The sequence below is a fragment of the Bartonella sp. AP57NXGY genome, from assembly GCF_042195805.1.
GTDB lineage: Bacteria > Pseudomonadota > Alphaproteobacteria > Rhizobiales > Rhizobiaceae > Bartonella.
Window position 1 is genome coordinate 1 of sequence record NZ_JBHIOZ010000037.1, and the last position, 14,422, is coordinate 14,422.

The following is a 14,422-nucleotide window of genomic DNA, read 5'->3' on the forward strand; positions in this document are numbered from 1 at the left end:
GAATCTTACGTTATTCAGGGTTCTCATTCAATATGAATAACGCTAGATTATGATTATAAATCAATGCCTTGAACACTGGATAAAGACGGCCTTTATAAGATTCTGCAAAAACCCATCTATATCGGAAAAATCAAACATAAAGATAAAATCTACGAAGGCCGCCATCCAGCCATCATCGATGTAGACACGTGGAATAAAGTCCGCGCCACCATGAAAGAAAATACCATCAACCGAGGCGCAATCACGCGGAAGAAAACCAAGGCCATTTTGATGGGGCTTTTGAAGTGCGGTGAATGCGAATGTGGATTGGTGGCAAGTCATACCCGTAAAAAAGGTGGCAGGCTTTATCGCTATTACACCTGTGAACATTACCGCAAAGGTATCAACCCGGATTGCAAGGTTCGCAATGTCAGCGCCAATGAAACGGAGGCATTGATATTGAATCAGCTTCAAGCTGTTTTTGCCTCGCCGGAGATGATCATGGAAACGTGGCGCGAAGCACAAAAAGAGGATGAGACCATCACGGAGCATGAGGTTTACAGCAACCTGAATGACATCGTCCCGATCTGGAAAGAACTTTATCCTGCTAAAAACAACGCATCCTTGAGCTGATGATTGAAAAAGTCATCGTCAATTATGAATTTGTCGATATCCGGATCAGGGCTGCAGGCATGGATAGTTTGGCTCGGGAATTGGACGAGCAAGACAAGCGGCTGCAAGGCATTTCAACAAAAAAACTAGAGGAGAAAGCATGGATAAATGCGTAAATATGATGGCGAACAACAGCATTTCAATCCGGGTGCCAATGCGGATCAAGAAATATGGTGGCAAGAAAATGATTATTTTGCCCGAAGGCTACCAAATGACCCCGCCACAAGAAGCACCCAAGCAAGACGAAACATTCGTAACGGCCTTGGCCAAAGCCTATTACTGGCAAAACCTGCTTGATACGGGGCGCTATAAATCCATTGATGACATGTCACGCCAACGCCAGATCAACACCTCTTATATGTCGCGGATACTGCGCCTCAATCAACTTGCTCCCCAGATCAAAAAGGCCATCTTGGATGGCACGCAGCCGCGCCAGTTAAGCCTGCAGGATATACAAACCCCATTTCCCGATATTTGGGATGAGCAATTAAAGCATTTTGGATTTGCCTAATCTCCCTTCGGTGAAATTTCACCGACCACCCTGAAATTTTTTTCAAAAAAATTTACACCCACCAAAGCCCCGGCATGCGGGGCTTTTTTGTTTTTGCGCCTTGAGTAACTCACCGATTTTCAGGGTCTCCAGTGAGTTTTCGCCAGTCCCAGTTGACCCGCCCGCGTGGCGGCTAACCGCAACTGGAGACGAAAACCATGAGCAAAAACAACTATGAAGGCATCTATCCTTATGTCGTAAACCAAGTCCGTTATCACGCACGCAGCCTGATGCGGCACTCCGCCATTCATGGCGTAGAAGTCGAGGACCTCGAGCAAGAGTTGATGCTGGATTATTTATTCCGCAAGCAGGCTTATGTTCCTGAAAAAGCAAAATGGTCGACCTTTGTTGACCGCATCCTCAACCACAAATGTGCCAGCCTCATTGAGGCCGCCCGCGCCCAAAAACGTGGGTTCGGCATCAGTGATTTTTCACTTGATGCGTGGCTTGAGGATAAGGACGGCGACGACAACGCTCTGCCTGACCCTGCAACCGAAGACCTGACCAACCGCGACCTTCAAATTGACCTTGAACAAGCTGTTCAGCAGATGCCGCCGCATCTGGTGTTTCTGCTGGTTGATCTGCGAACGCTCAGCATCAGTGAAATCTCACGCAAAACCAAAACCCCACGCTCAACCCTCTACGGGACGCTGTCCGAACTTCGCGGATCGCTGAAGGAGCGTGGCTTTGCGGAATATCTGCACTGAGCCGCCGACAGTTTTTGAGCCCTCTCGGTAAGTAACTCCTTGAAGGCAAGAAAACATGCCGGGTTCTCGCGGAAATACAAGACCTGAAGCAGGAAATACCGCGACCGCTTTGCTCTTTGGGCGGCGTCAGAACCCGGCAGCCGAAACGACATGACCAAAGAGCAAATTTTAACCTACGAAATCAAGGAGGTTTCATGTTTAAACCATCGTTACAAAAGCTGATTAAAGACAGCCTTTACGCCAAATATGTTTCGGCATTTATTCAAATCCCGGCACTTGGTGTCATAGAAGAAGACACCACCAAACCTATCCATGAGGCCACTCTGGATGATCTGGCCTTTGCCGCACAGGCTTTGGATAAAGAACAAAGCGCCATTTACAAGCACCTGTCTGTCATCCGTGAGCTTTATACGGAAGCGCAACGTCAAGGCCATACGCAGCGTCTTGAAGAAATACAGGTGCAGGCCGATGTGGCAGAAAGCAAAGCGCTCTATGCTCATGCCAGCCAGCCCAGTGGGGTGAAATGGGTTGAGGCTCTGCGTGCATCTGTTCGCCCGATTATCACCTATGCGTTTTTCATTCTGTTCGCCACCGTCAAAACCGCTGCACTGTTCAAGTTATTGGATCAGGGTGTCGGAATTACCGACGGACTGATCGCCCTGTGGGATGCTGAAACACAGGCATTATTTGCCGCTGTCATGTCCTTCTGGTTTGATCAACGTGCCTTAGCCAAGTTCCGCTCAAATCCTTGAAAAACAAGATCTTATTCACTTGATAAGCGCCAGTAATGAAGCGTTACTGTAAGTGTAAAAAGTAATTGAAAATAGGGAGATAACACCATGAGCAAACTATTTTACAAGGCCGTGATTGAAGATGTTCAAAATGAGAAGTGTACCGATGCAGAGCTCGAAGCACTGCTCGATGCTTTTGAATACACGGCCAAGAAAATGGCCACCACACTGGCCCGTAAAACTTAGTACGCACTGGAAGATTACGCCACGGCCAAGCAATACGGCATTGACCGCTTTACGCTGATGATTGAGCGCAAAGAAGTCCTCGGGCAAGAGCAATGGCATGGCGTTTTTGAATATGGGAGCAAGAACCTTAAACTTATAGGAACACTGGAAAAATGAGACATATCACACAAAACGAATTGGACCTGATCAAACGGTTCGAGGGCTTCTCTCGAACCGTTTATTTTTGCCCGGCTGGCTATCCCACAATCGGTTATGGCCATGTTGTGAAAAACGACGAGGACTTTTCGGCAGGCATTGATGAAACACAGGCTGAAGAACTCTTGCGCCAAGATGCCCAGATCGCAGAGCGTGCCGTTCTGCGCCTAATCAATGTGCCGCTGACAGATGGCCAATTCGATGCGCTAGTGTCATTCACCTACAATCTTGGCGGCGGAGCACTCCAGCGTTCAACACTGCGCCGTAAAATCAATCGTGAGGAATACGCCGAAGTACCAGAACAGTTCATGCGCTGGGTTTGGGCGGGCAGACGTAAGCTCAAAGGGCTAGTTCGGCGTAGGTATGCCGAATGCTTGCTTTATCAAATACACTAGAGTGGTTTTTCTAGTACAATTATTGTTTCTCTAAGCAGCTCTTTGAGTCTTGGGTTCATTTTCAGCTGCTGGCCAGATGTGCTAGCTCCTCGGCAAACAATCATTTCCCTTACTTTGAAACCTGTATCTTCTGCTATCTTAGCTAGGAGTGTATCTGTGGGTATGGGTATTCCTACATAAGCACTTTGGTCGACAACGATGTGCATAAATCCGCCTTTTAATAAAACATCGTAGCAGTTTTCAATAATTGTTCGCATATCATAAAAATATGATCGAAGCATACCCGGCACGAGACGTGTACGACTGTCACGCTTGCCAGTCATTCTCTCTTTTTCAGGAATCTTTTTTTCGATTTCAACACACAGCGTATCAACTAAATCAATATCAGTTGTTTTTTCAGCAGACTTTTTAATTCTATAGTTTCGTACAAGCCTTTCCCTGTATTTGCCAAGTTTGCTTAGTAGAGAATATTCTCCAAAAACAATTTCCAGCTTATATGATTCAAAATAATCGAATGAATTTGCATAGGGCGGAGAAAATATAATAGAGCCAGCGTGATCGCCAGATATAGCACTTAAACTCAACTTTCTTGCATCAAATTCTACGCCACGTGCTAAACTGTCCTCATTGTGTGGGTTCTCTTCATAATCAATCAGTATTAGTTGCAGCTGGTCCAAGAAACGCTTTTTAACGTCGCCTACAGGTGAAGGTCTTGTTGCCAGCCCATTACCATCACGTTTTCGATTAGAACAGTCCTCCAAAATTGCTAATAAACAAAAATTCAAAATGTTGAATATGCGTTTATTTGATTCTTCGTGAATGCGACGCTTTATTTTAACAAGTTCAGTAAAGTTGCCTTGATCAAAATATTTACTAATTTGAACCTCATACTCGTTGTATTCATATTTTTCATGGTCAGTACATTTATTCCAATTATTTATTATCTTATGAAGTTTCTGCAGTTCACCTGTAGATAAAGCGTAAGATTTGACTTCTGTAGATAATATTGCGAAAGGATTAACGTCTAGGCCGACAGACGAAATGCCTAGCTCTGACGCTGCTACAGAGGTTGAACCTGAGCCGCACATGGGATCAAGAACAATACCGCCAGAAACGTTTGGGTATCTGGATAAAATTTCTTTAACAAGATCTCCTGCATAACCTTCGCGGTATCTAACCCACCTGTGGTATGGCTGTAATTTTGAAACAGAAGTGTTAACTAGTTTTTTAAAGAAAGATTCTTCATTTGAAACATTATATTTTTCTTCTAGATATTCTAAAGATTTACAGAGTTCTGTAGACGAAAATGTATCTTCCAAATCCGACCATATCAAACGTGGTTGATTTTCTGATTTAGCAAGCTGCAACATCCGCTAAGCCCTCCGTTTCTTGATTAGTTCTTAGATCTATCCGCGCATAGGCTTTTTCTAGCGACATCGAACTAAATTCGTTTTCGATATCCTCAATATTTGCTCCATCTTTAATCTGACGTATTAGGCAAAGGGCCGAGTTAGCATAAAGCTCAACTAAAAATTCCCCGAATGACACACTGCAGTCTTTTTCTTGAAGCTTTAACATCGTATCATTGAGACATTCATTGAAACTGCCATTATAGTCTTTCTCATTAGGCAGACTTTTCTTGCTGAATGTATAAATAAAATCACCCTGTGGAGTTCCATCGTGACGGAGGTGCGCCGTATCTCGATAAGCATGAATGGCTTCTTGGTAAAAAATCCCTTCCGGTTCAATATGAAATCCTGCATCCAAGGTTGCTTTGATAACGGCATACCATGCTCTAATATCTTTATTGTTAAAGGTGTAAACCAAGCAACCGTCTGATTTTAATACTCTGTTACATTTTTGAAAAACGCCGAGTAAAAGTTCATAGTAATCGGAAAAATCTTTCTGGTAGGTTTTATCTTTTGTTTTTCTGTGAACAACGGCTTCAGAGGCAAGCTTATGCTCTGGAAATGGAAACTTAGTTCTGCCTTCTAACCAGACCTGCCAAAAAGCACACAATTCACCATATTGGACATTACTTCCATATGGTGGATCAGTTATAATCATGTCGACAGAACCATCTGGGATATCGACCTGTTTTGAATCCACGCATTGCACCATGAAGTCCGCAGAGCCCTTTTCAAGGTCTGAGAAGTTCAGAGTATTTTTCTTTGAATTAAATCTAGAATCTCGATCTTTTAGGCCAGACTTGATCGCCTTTAATCTATTGTCAAAATATTCAAATGGATTGGCTTCAATAAATTGATTTGGTATCCAAAACGCATGCTTTGCCCACGCAACAGGTCTTCCATCCATCCAAGATGAAGTTGAGAAGTTCATGTTGTTGGTGTACCTGATTAATGAACTCAATATAAATATTAAAAAATCATACTCGGGATCACTCATATCTTTTTGAATTTTAAGCTTCTTGGCCATTTCAAAAAAGCTCGCCGAAATCAAAAGGTTTCTTGGGGTGAAAAAATCCGTAAATTTCACAAAGCCTTTTCTATGAAGACAATCTTCCTGTTGTCGGTCCCATTCAGCCGGAATTTCAAAATCAGGAAAATGAAGTCCTAAACTAGTTTTTAATTTCTCTAGGTTTTCGCTATATTGTTTATGTTTCTCAATATCGTCTCTAGACGGTTCCTTTGCATCATGTGCTCCGCATTTCTTGCATCGATATCTTAAGCTAATTATTTCACTGGAAATTCTGGGAGCGTCTGCTGCTTTAATATTTGAGCTGCAATGGTCGCAGACATATATGCCATTCTTTGGTTTTCCAGCATCGTTAAGCGCTTTATTGTCATTACGAAAGGACGTGTTTTTGCTACAATGTGGACACTTTATTAAATATGCATGCTCTATCCAACGAACATGTGCCTTGTCGTTTTTACAGTCTCCGCATTCTGTTGTAAAAGAATCTTCAAAATGACCTTTAACCATTTTCTTAAGGTCAAGTGCATAAGAAAGAATTTTAGCGGCATCAACGTCACAAATTTGGCAATACTGGATGAAAGAGGCTACCGGATTAACATCGGTCGAAACAATTTTTCGATTAAGAGTTAACCCTTCAATTAAGGTGACGCCCCCTCCACCAAATGGATCAAAAATTATTTGACCTTCCTTCGTATAAAAGTCGATGAGTTCACGAAATACATTGTGAGGTCTTCTCGCGAAATATTTATGCATTTTATAAATCGGAGTGTGACCAAGTGACTTTAAATGTTTGCTAAAATATTTTTTTTGATTTATTTCACCCATAGCGTATCTCCATAATCTTTATGTATGTGTTTTTCTGACTCCGCAAGGAGTGACGCTAGGAACGCTTCTTTTTCCTTTATTATCAAGAAGATATTTTTATTTGGGGTAAAGCACTCATCAAAGATTTCTAGGTGCCGCATAAGGTACCGATACTGGTTTCCAGCTGTAGTACGATCTGTCCATACATTATTGTACGAAAAAGCCTTTTCATATCTTGAATTTAAGTCTTTAAGTATCTCATTTTTATTTGCTTCGTTTGTAAGCAAAATATTAGGGTATGCAGCTTCTATTTCCTTGGCAACCGATATTGCAAGTTCTAAATCAGGCTTTCCATCATTGAATTGAATTGAAAATAAGCTGTACAAAAACTGGATGTAGTTCAGGCTCTTTATTTCAAGCATGAAGCTAATCGCCTCCCTATATGGAAAGAGAATACCGTCTTTATGTTCTTCCCTGTACAAAAGAAACTGGTTTCTAAGAGCGTCTAAAAAGCTTATATGGCCTTGCTGGTACAAAAGGCCTAGTTTACTTAATTGGTATTTGTTTCTCTCTACTTCATGAAGGAAGCCGACCCTTTCACAGTGAGATACATTGTTATTGTTTATTCTGATCTCTTTTGACGTGTATATTGCATCAGGGTTATCAGTGATAATTTCAAATGTAGGAGTTATTAAGCTTTCTTCTAATTTTATTGGTGTATAGTCACAAAGTGTCTTAAAAATACGTGTGAAGTCGCCTTTTCTTTCATTTTTTCCAAGTTTACTACCGACACCTATGCTACCCGTTGGGTTTTTGTTTACGTTTGCAATTCGTAGCAAAAGCGCATCTTCAAAGTCCGAAGTGTTCAATTCCGTTGGCAGATTTATAACTACTTTTCCCGGAACAGAACTACTACCTTTTATTCGACCTTTTGCAGCAGACAAATTGATTGAATCGATCCATTCTGCAAGAGCTTCATCTTGATCTCGCATAGCTTGAATGAGATTAAATAAAGCTTCAAATCCAGCTCCAGAAAGTACATCTTCACCTTCTTGATCGAGTAACACAGGAATGATTATATACGAAAGCCTGCCTGTTTCTCCAAATTTTTGTCTTACAGCACGACCGACAGCCTGCACAATGTCAATCATTGAACCTTTAGGGTCAGCAAAGAAGACAGCATCAATTAGAGGAATATCTATTCCTTCAGTCAAGCAACGAACATTTGTGATCACGCCCAGTTCTGAGTCTTCAAAATTTTGTATTATCTCAGCACGATCTTGAGCAGTCATGGCTCCGTTGATGTGTGCAATAGCAGTCTTTTTATCACCAAAAGAGCTCTCAGCAGACAAGCGATTTGCAAAATCACGAGATTCAGAAATCTTGGAGTGAAATGATATAACCTTTGTTAATCCAAGATCTTGTATGGATTTCTTTAGCAAAGCTATTTTATAAATATTTTGAACAGTTTCTGTATGACTATCATCATCAGTCACATAAACATTGTTTTTTATAAGTTGATTATATTCAGAACTGCTAATTCCCGTAAATACAATGCGATAATCTGAGATAATATTTTTCTCTATTGCTTCACCAAAAGTAAGCCGGTGAAAAACATCACCATAGATACTTTTATCATTCATAGAAAAAACAGAGAGATTATGTTCTTCGAGTTTTGAGCTTAGTTTTGGTCTAACGAGGCGCTCTGTAGCGGTAAGAAAAAGTTTTTTCTTTGTTTTAATGGCAGCATCGTCAAGAGCAATATTAAACTGAGAGTTTGAAACTCCCGCAGTTCTGTGCGCTTCGTCATAAAAAGCGATATCGAATGAAAAGCTGTTTTCATTCTCGGATAGCGCATTCTTTATTACTTCCGCAGACTGATATGTACTAAAAATAAACTTCTTTTTATTAGAAGGCTGGGCAATAAAATTACGTACAGCTTCTGCTGAGGTAGTCACAGGTATATCAATATCGCCTATATCAATGTTATTGCTATCAACTTCTGCATCAACTGTTTGATCACTGCAAACGCACAAATACTGAAATGGCGATGAAGACTCAGCGGACCACTCCTCGAGTGCTTGCCTAACAAGTTGCAGGCTTGGGGCAAAAAATATTACGTTGTCAGCTTGAAGATGCTCAAGGGTCCACAGTGCGATGAGAGTCTTTCCTATTCCACAAGCCGCAATGAGCTTTCCTCGATCACTTGATGAAAATCCAGAAATAATGTCTTGAAGTATCTCAGATTGATATGGTCGAGGACTCTTCTTATCTCTTTCAATTTGAATATTTTGAGAAATGGCAGACTGATATAAAGAAGAAAAGAAGTCTTCGTCCAAAGAGGTAAATCGGTCAACTAATGCACTTAGATGCCCGGTTTTTTTATGAGCTACATTCGGCAGAATGTGAGTGTTAGAAATAATCAACCTGTAATCAGCGTACTCTGCTTCAGCCCAAAATGTTGAAAGTTCGCGTGATGTAAGTGCTGCTCGCCCAGACCGGAACTTGGCTTGCCAAGCGATATAATCTCCTGCGTTGTTGATAAAAACTCCATCTACGCCATAGTCTGTTTTCTCCAGACGAAGCTTATCAACAACATGCTTTGGAAACGGACGGTTATCAACAATTGGGCAATATATCTCTTTAATCTGATGTAAGTCAGATAAGAACTTCAAATAAAAATAACAGAAATATTCAAACGCATCGCCTTTAGCTTTGTTGTCACCAATAGCCTCAAGCGTTCTCTCAAGAGAATTCCAATCGCTGTATTTTGTCTTAAAAATATCAATCATCTTTGTTGGTTCTTTTTTCTTTTGATTGTTCGTTAACGCCTTCTTCTATCCACTTTTCGAGCTGCTCTCGTTTGAAACGCCAAGCTCCACCAACTTTGAACGCGGGTATCTTCCTGTCTGACAGGAGTTTATAGACGTGCCGTTCTGTTACTTTTAAGTAACGGGCCACTTCCTCAACTGTCAGAATATCGTGCTCGTCAGACATGCCTTCTCACTTATAATTTGGTCATTAAGATGTAAAATATTCTAAAATGTTCATAAGCACAAGGACAATGATAAAAAATGGCAGGGATGTAAGTGCAGCAATACGGTAACGATCAGATTCTCTACTCACCATCGGACTTGGTCACCTTTTTGGGGTGTCACCATGCGAGCTTCCTTGATGTGAAGGCGCTAAGCGAGAGCATGGATAAGGCCGAAGCCAGCACTACAGCTCAGCTACTGCAGCAAAAAGGCTTGGAACATGAGGCGGTGTATCTCCAGCAGCTTAAAGACGAAGGTAAATCCGTCGTTGAAATCCCTAAAGACTGCAATCTGCAAAATCGTGCCCAGTTAACACTGGAGGCCATGCAGTCCGGTGCGGATGTCATTTATCAGGTCGTTTTCTTTGTGCCGCCTTGGCGGGGTGATGCTGACTTTCTGATTAAGTGCGATACGTCGTCAGACTTAGGGGATTTCAGCTATGAGGTGCTGGATACCAAACTGGCGCGAACGGCTGAGTCCAAGCATATCATGCAGCTTTGCGTCTATTCTGAGCTGCTGACTGACCTGCAAGGATTGCGCTCGGCTGATATGCATCTGTTTCTGGGCGACCATGAAAAACACAGCTTCCGCGTGGCTGACTTTTTCTATTACTACACCCGCGCCAAAGGCCGCTTTGAAAGCTATCTGCAAAACCTGCCTGCGGACTCATATCCTGAGCCTTGTGGCCATTGCAATTTCTGCCCGTGGCGTGATGGCTGCAAAGCGCAGTGGGAGCAAGATGACCATTTAAGCCTTGTAGCCAACATTCAGCGCTCACAGATGGACAAGCTACGGAAGGCTGGTATCCGCACCGTTGCAGAGCTTGCCGCCACTGCACCTGACACCAAAATCCCTGATTTGAGCCGTGATGTATTTTTACGCCTGCGCTCCCAAGCTGTCCTGCAACACCACAAAGCCACCACTGGCGAGAATAAATGCGAGATCATTCCGTTTCCTCCGGGCAAGGGCTTTACCCGTATGCCAGTGCCGGATAATGGTGACCTGTTCTTTGATATGAAAGGCGATCCGCTTTACCCGAATGGCTTGGAGTATTTGTTTGGGGTGTATTATTTCAAAGATGGCAAGGAGCTGTTCCTTCCGTTCTGGGCGCATGACCATGAAGAAGAAAAAGAGACCTTTAAGCGCTTCATGGGCTTTCTGGCTGATCATCTTGCTAAACACCCACATGCCCATATCTATCATTACAACCACTATGAAACCACAGCCCTGAAACGATTGGCCTGCCGTTATGCGGTCTGCGAAGAGCCGCTGGATAATCTGCTTCGCAACCAGAAATTCATTGATCTGTATCTGGTGATGCGTGAAAGCATCCGCACCTCTGAACCCGGCTATTCCATCAAAAACATGGAAACCTTCTATATGGACAAGCGTGCCAATGCTGTGGCGACCCGCCGCCGATAGCATCATCGTCTACAACGAATGGCGTGAAACAGGTGCTGATGAATTGCTGCAAGAGATTTCTGATTATAACGAGGTGGATTGCGTTTCCACGCATTTGCTGCGTGATTGGCTGCTGACACTTAAGCCGGAAGATGCGCCGTGGTTTAAGGGCCTTCCGGAATATGCCGAGGAAGAAAAGCTACAGCGCAAGGACTGGGAAATCGAATATGAGGATTACCAAACCCGCCTTGGCGTGATCGAGGATAACCCACCGCCGATCAATGAGCGGCTATCGCATCTACTGGAGTTTCATAATCGGGAAGCCAAGCCGCAATGGTGGAGCAGCTTTGAACGGCAGAACAAATTTGAAGATGAGCTGGTTGACGATACGGAGTGCCTTGGTGGCCTGCGGCAAGTTGGCAGCCCCGAGCCTGAAAAGCGTTCCCTGATATACAGCTATCGCTTTCCTTCACAGGAATACAAGCTGAAGGTCGGCGCTCAGGCCGTTGATATTGCTGTCATGGAAAATGCAGGCACGATTGTTGAAATCGATGAAGATGCCTGCATTGTCAAAATCAAGCGCGGGGTCAGCAAAGAACCATTGCCGGAAAGCCTATCAATTGGCCCACCGGGACCGATTGACAGCAAGATCATCCGCTCCGCTATTTACCGCTATGCCGACCATGTGCTGGAAGCGCCAGAAGGCACTCATGCCGCGACAGAACTACTGGCGCGAAATGTACCACGCATTCAGGGCAAGCAGTCGGGCGAAGCGGTTATCACCTCTGATGATCTGCAAGGCGATGCGCTGGAAGCCATCGCGGCATTAGATAACAGCTATCTCTTTATCCAAGGTCCACCGGGCGCAGGTAAGACTTATACCAGCAGCCATATCATTGTGGACCTGATCAAACGCGGCAAGAAAATCGGCGTTACCTCCAACTCGCACAAGGCCATTCACAACTTGCTGGAAAAAGTGGAAAGCGTTGCCGCTGAAAAAGGCGGGAACTTCCATGGCATCAAAAAAACCAGCAGCGGTAATGATGAAACCGTTTTTGATGGGCAATTCATCCGCTCAGAAACCAAGATCGAGAATATGAGCCTTGGCACTGATCTGTTTGCGGATACCGCATGGACATTTGCCAGCCCGTACTTTGATGGTTAGCTGGATTACCTGTTTATCGATGAGGCCAGACAAGTTGCGACCGCCAATGTGGTGGCGATGGCCACGGCGACCAAGAATATCATTCTGGTAGGAGATCAAATGCAGCTTGGTCAGCCTATCCAAGGCACTCATCCGGGCGAGGCTGGATTGTCAGTGCTGGAATTCTTGTTGGGCAATTATTCCACTATTCCGGCTGAGCGCGGCATCTTCCTTGGCCAGACACGCCATATGCGTCCAAGCATCTGCCAGTTTATTTCTGATGCCTTTTATGATGGTCGCCTGACTGCTCATGAAAGCACTGCTGAGCGCGGCCTGAATCTGCAAGGCGTTGATCTGCCCAATGCAGGGATTGTCATGATCCTGGCAGAGCATGAAGGCTGCTCACAAAAAAGCGTTGAGGAAGGCGAGATCATCAAAACCAAATATGATGCCTTGCTTGGCCAAGAGTTTACCGACCGTAATGGCATCCGCCCGATCCACCGAGGACGATATTCTTGTGGTCACGCCATATAATGTGCAGGTCAATTATCTGCGCTCCATCCTGCTGGACAATGCTAAGATCGGCACCGTTGATAAGTTCCAAGGCCAAGAAGCGCCGATCGTGCTGATTTCTATGGTGACATCCAGCGCCGAAGATCTGCTGCGCAACATTGAGTTTCTCTACAGCAAGAACCGTTTGAATGTTGCCGTGTCACGCGCACAGTGTTTGGCGGTCGTGATCGCTAATCCAAAATTGCTGGAAATCCCATGCGACTCTGTAGAGCAGATGAAACTGGTCAACACATTCTGCTGGCTGGATGAGTATGCAGCCTCTGGAGATACGCAACAAATTCCGAGGAGAAGTAACCTTGGCTAATAACTGGAACATTCCTGATTGGTTGGAAAAAGAAGTGCGGGATCGTGATAAGATTTGCGTCTATTGCAGGTCAGAATTTACGCCAGTAAACGTTTCCAGAAAAACGGCGGCAAGTTGGGAGCATATCATTAATGACGCATCCATAATCACACGGGAAAATATAGCGCTCTGTTGTTGTGGATGTAATTCAAGCAAGGGACAAAAGCCTTTGCTTGAATGGCTTAATTCTAAATATTGCTCTGACAGAAATATATCTAAAGATTCTGTTGCTCCGATTATTAAGACAGCAATAGCTACAGCACGTTGCGGTGAATAACTGGCTTAATCACCGTATATTTTGCGGCGATTATCCGTTTCCAATGAAGGCAAGGCAGGATTCGAACCCTCGGTATAGTACCGTAGTAATCTGCATTAAAGGGTTCATGCTACCCAGTATTTGAAATGCAAACCCTCAGTACCGTAGCAACAAAAACCTTGATTTTGTTATCTTTCAGGACGATTATTGCTGCAACTCAATGGTAGGTGTAGAGGATTCGAACCCAAAGGGGGTCAATACCCCGCCATTAATTTAAAACGAACTTTCATATGCTTGATATGACATAGTTTAAAAAGCTCAGCATTTGCAGGATTTTTTGCTGTTGCAATTGACCAGTTCGCGCCAATCTATACCTGTCATTATGTACAACTAGAAATTGTTGTTGAATTTCCATGAATTTTACACTTTTTAAGCTCCTCTCCTCTCGATCTTGAGATAACCTGATCTAGCATAAACGATCTCTTCAAATATCATTAAAGGATTTTTGCCATTATCACTAACTTCTGGTAGAGCTTTTAGAATTAATGGTGATCATAGTGCTATTTGCAATTTCGTTGCTTAACGGGCTAAATGCGTTTTATCCACATGAGAGGTAACGAACACCTCAGCTTTTCTCACGCAATGTGCTTATTTAAAATTAATGTCATGAATATTTGTACAAAATTTTTATCTATACGATAATCAAAAAAAGGCTGACGTAATAATTGAATATCATTCATGTGGCGCTTTCTTTTATCTTTAAGCTTTGTATGTAAATAGATAGTCCGTGCAAAATAAATAAAGGGGCGCAAAAGCCTATAAATACACATAGGATGTATAATATAGAAAATGAAAAAAAATTTCCTGCATATAAAAGCACAATAGAGAATAAAGCTGTTATGATGCGTACACTGGCATCGCCTGCCAAAATCACCTCGGCTAAATTTTCACTAGG

At 43.3% G+C, this 14,422-nt stretch carries 16 protein-coding genes and 2 pseudogenes; 13 read left to right on the forward strand and 5 right to left on the reverse strand.

Annotation, left to right across the window (positions count from 1 at the left end; genetic code table 11):
• Positions 1-102: 102 nt before the first annotated feature.
• The 8 genes and pseudogenes from ACFIL8_RS05275 to ACFIL8_RS05310 all read left to right on the forward strand — a co-directional run.
• Positions 103-210 (forward strand): annotated as a pseudogene (locus ACFIL8_RS05275) (recombinase family protein); the annotation flags it as partial.
• Positions 211-612 (forward strand): zinc ribbon domain-containing protein, encoded by a 402-nt coding sequence (locus ACFIL8_RS05280; protein ID WP_375689064.1) that lies wholly within the window; start codon positions 211-213, stop codon positions 610-612.
• On the forward strand, positions 612-767 hold the full coding sequence (locus tag ACFIL8_RS05285; RefSeq protein ID WP_375612851.1) for a hypothetical protein: 156 nt from the start codon (positions 612-614) through the stop codon (positions 765-767). The genes ACFIL8_RS05280 and ACFIL8_RS05285 overlap by 1 nt, the downstream gene beginning before the upstream one ends.
• Positions 752-1,162 (forward strand): hypothetical protein, encoded by a 411-nt coding sequence (locus ACFIL8_RS05290; RefSeq protein ID WP_375612852.1) that lies wholly within the window; start codon positions 752-754, stop codon positions 1,160-1,162. The genes ACFIL8_RS05285 and ACFIL8_RS05290 overlap by 16 nt, the downstream gene beginning before the upstream one ends.
• Positions 1,163-1,359: 197 nt before the next feature.
• Positions 1,360-1,908, forward strand: coding sequence for an RNA polymerase sigma factor (locus ACFIL8_RS05295; protein ID WP_375612853.1), 549 nt, complete (start codon positions 1,360-1,362; stop codon positions 1,906-1,908).
• 194 nt (positions 1,909-2,102) lie between these two features.
• The gene (locus ACFIL8_RS05300; RefSeq protein ID WP_375612854.1) at positions 2,103-2,660 is read left to right on the forward strand and encodes a hypothetical protein; all 558 of its coding nucleotides are present in this window, start codon (positions 2,103-2,105) and stop codon (positions 2,658-2,660) included.
• 87 nt (positions 2,661-2,747) lie between these two features.
• Complete coding sequence (locus tag ACFIL8_RS05305; protein WP_375689066.1) at positions 2,748-2,885, forward strand: hypothetical protein; 138 nt, start codon at positions 2,748-2,750, stop codon at positions 2,883-2,885.
• 152 nt (positions 2,886-3,037) lie between these two features.
• Positions 3,038-3,475, forward strand: a complete 438-nt coding sequence (locus tag ACFIL8_RS05310) for a lysozyme (protein WP_375612856.1) — start codon at positions 3,038-3,040, stop codon at positions 3,473-3,475.
• On the opposite strand, the gene ACFIL8_RS05315 is transcribed toward ACFIL8_RS05310, so the two are convergent.
• The 4 genes from ACFIL8_RS05315 to ACFIL8_RS05330 are packed head-to-tail and all read right to left on the reverse strand — an operon-like array spanning position 3,472 to position 9,712.
• Positions 3,472-4,845 (reverse strand): DNA methyltransferase, encoded by a 1,374-nt coding sequence (locus ACFIL8_RS05315; RefSeq protein WP_375612857.1) that lies wholly within the window; start codon positions 4,843-4,845, stop codon positions 3,472-3,474. The two genes, ACFIL8_RS05310 and ACFIL8_RS05315, sit on opposite strands and share 4 nt — an antisense overlap.
• Positions 4,829-6,736 (reverse strand): DNA methyltransferase, encoded by a 1,908-nt coding sequence (locus ACFIL8_RS05320; RefSeq protein ID WP_375612858.1) that lies wholly within the window; start codon positions 6,734-6,736, stop codon positions 4,829-4,831. Before ACFIL8_RS05320 ends, ACFIL8_RS05315 begins: the two co-directional genes overlap by 17 nt.
• Positions 6,724-9,507, reverse strand: a complete 2,784-nt coding sequence (locus ACFIL8_RS05325) for a DEAD/DEAH box helicase family protein (RefSeq protein WP_375689068.1) — start codon at positions 9,505-9,507, stop codon at positions 6,724-6,726. Before ACFIL8_RS05325 ends, ACFIL8_RS05320 begins: the two co-directional genes overlap by 13 nt.
• On the reverse strand, positions 9,500-9,712 hold the full coding sequence (locus ACFIL8_RS05330) for a helix-turn-helix domain-containing protein (protein ID WP_375612860.1): 213 nt from the start codon (positions 9,710-9,712) through the stop codon (positions 9,500-9,502). Before ACFIL8_RS05330 ends, ACFIL8_RS05325 begins: the two co-directional genes overlap by 8 nt.
• Positions 9,713-9,804: 92 nt before the next feature.
• Between ACFIL8_RS05330 and ACFIL8_RS05335 the strand changes: the two genes are divergently transcribed.
• From ACFIL8_RS05335 to ACFIL8_RS05355, 5 genes are read left to right on the forward strand one after another with little or no spacing between them, the layout of a single operon-like run.
• Positions 9,805-11,172, forward strand: coding sequence for a TM0106 family RecB-like putative nuclease (locus ACFIL8_RS05335; protein ID WP_375612861.1), 1,368 nt, complete (start codon positions 9,805-9,807; stop codon positions 11,170-11,172).
• The gene (locus tag ACFIL8_RS05340; RefSeq protein ID WP_375612862.1) at positions 11,147-12,316 is read left to right on the forward strand and encodes a ribonuclease H-like domain-containing protein; all 1,170 of its coding nucleotides are present in this window, start codon (positions 11,147-11,149) and stop codon (positions 12,314-12,316) included. The genes ACFIL8_RS05335 and ACFIL8_RS05340 overlap by 26 nt, the downstream gene beginning before the upstream one ends.
• A gap of 57 nt (positions 12,317-12,373) precedes the next feature.
• Complete coding sequence (locus ACFIL8_RS05345) at positions 12,374-12,829, forward strand: hypothetical protein (protein ID WP_375612863.1); 456 nt, start codon at positions 12,374-12,376, stop codon at positions 12,827-12,829.
• On the forward strand, positions 12,813-13,172 hold the full coding sequence (locus ACFIL8_RS05350; protein WP_375612864.1) for an AAA domain-containing protein: 360 nt from the start codon (positions 12,813-12,815) through the stop codon (positions 13,170-13,172). The genes ACFIL8_RS05345 and ACFIL8_RS05350 overlap by 17 nt, the downstream gene beginning before the upstream one ends.
• Positions 13,165-13,488 (forward strand): HNH endonuclease, encoded by a 324-nt coding sequence (locus ACFIL8_RS05355; protein WP_375612865.1) that lies wholly within the window; start codon positions 13,165-13,167, stop codon positions 13,486-13,488. The genes ACFIL8_RS05350 and ACFIL8_RS05355 overlap by 8 nt, the downstream gene beginning before the upstream one ends.
• Positions 13,489-14,203: 715 nt before the next feature.
• On the opposite strand, the pseudogene ACFIL8_RS05360 reads toward ACFIL8_RS05355, so the two are convergent.
• Positions 14,204-14,422: pseudogene (locus tag ACFIL8_RS05360) on the reverse strand (MFS transporter); the annotation flags it as partial.

What these genes read in the sequence shown, in the direction of transcription:
- ACFIL8_RS05320 (WP_375612858.1), bottom strand. Translation starts at nt 6,736, where the DNA reads ATGGGTGAAATAAATCAAAAAAAATATTTTAGCAAACATTTAAAGTCA.
- ACFIL8_RS05310 (WP_375612856.1), top strand. Translation starts at nt 3,038, where the DNA reads ATGAGACATATCACACAAAACGAATTGGACCTGATCAAACGGTTCGAG.
- ACFIL8_RS05325 (WP_375689068.1), bottom strand. Translation starts at nt 9,507, where the DNA reads ATGATTGATATTTTTAAGACAAAATACAGCGATTGGAATTCTCTTGAG.
- ACFIL8_RS05305 (WP_375689066.1), top strand. Translation starts at nt 2,748, where the DNA reads ATGAGCAAACTATTTTACAAGGCCGTGATTGAAGATGTTCAAAATGAG.
- ACFIL8_RS05330 (WP_375612860.1), bottom strand. Translation starts at nt 9,712, where the DNA reads ATGTCTGACGAGCACGATATTCTGACAGTTGAGGAAGTGGCCCGTTAC.
- ACFIL8_RS05315 (WP_375612857.1), bottom strand. Translation starts at nt 4,845, where the DNA reads ATGTTGCAGCTTGCTAAATCAGAAAATCAACCACGTTTGATATGGTCG.
- ACFIL8_RS05340 (WP_375612862.1), top strand. Translation starts at nt 11,147, where the DNA reads ATGCTGTGGCGACCCGCCGCCGATAGCATCATCGTCTACAACGAATGG.
- ACFIL8_RS05280 (WP_375689064.1), top strand. Translation starts at nt 211, where the DNA reads ATGAAAGAAAATACCATCAACCGAGGCGCAATCACGCGGAAGAAAACC.
- ACFIL8_RS05300 (WP_375612854.1), top strand. Translation starts at nt 2,103, where the DNA reads ATGTTTAAACCATCGTTACAAAAGCTGATTAAAGACAGCCTTTACGCC.
- ACFIL8_RS05295 (WP_375612853.1), top strand. Translation starts at nt 1,360, where the DNA reads ATGAGCAAAAACAACTATGAAGGCATCTATCCTTATGTCGTAAACCAA.
- ACFIL8_RS05285 (WP_375612851.1), top strand. Translation starts at nt 612, where the DNA reads ATGATTGAAAAAGTCATCGTCAATTATGAATTTGTCGATATCCGGATC.
- ACFIL8_RS05290 (WP_375612852.1), top strand. Translation starts at nt 752, where the DNA reads ATGGATAAATGCGTAAATATGATGGCGAACAACAGCATTTCAATCCGG.
- ACFIL8_RS05345 (WP_375612863.1), top strand. Translation starts at nt 12,374, where the DNA reads ATGGCCACGGCGACCAAGAATATCATTCTGGTAGGAGATCAAATGCAG.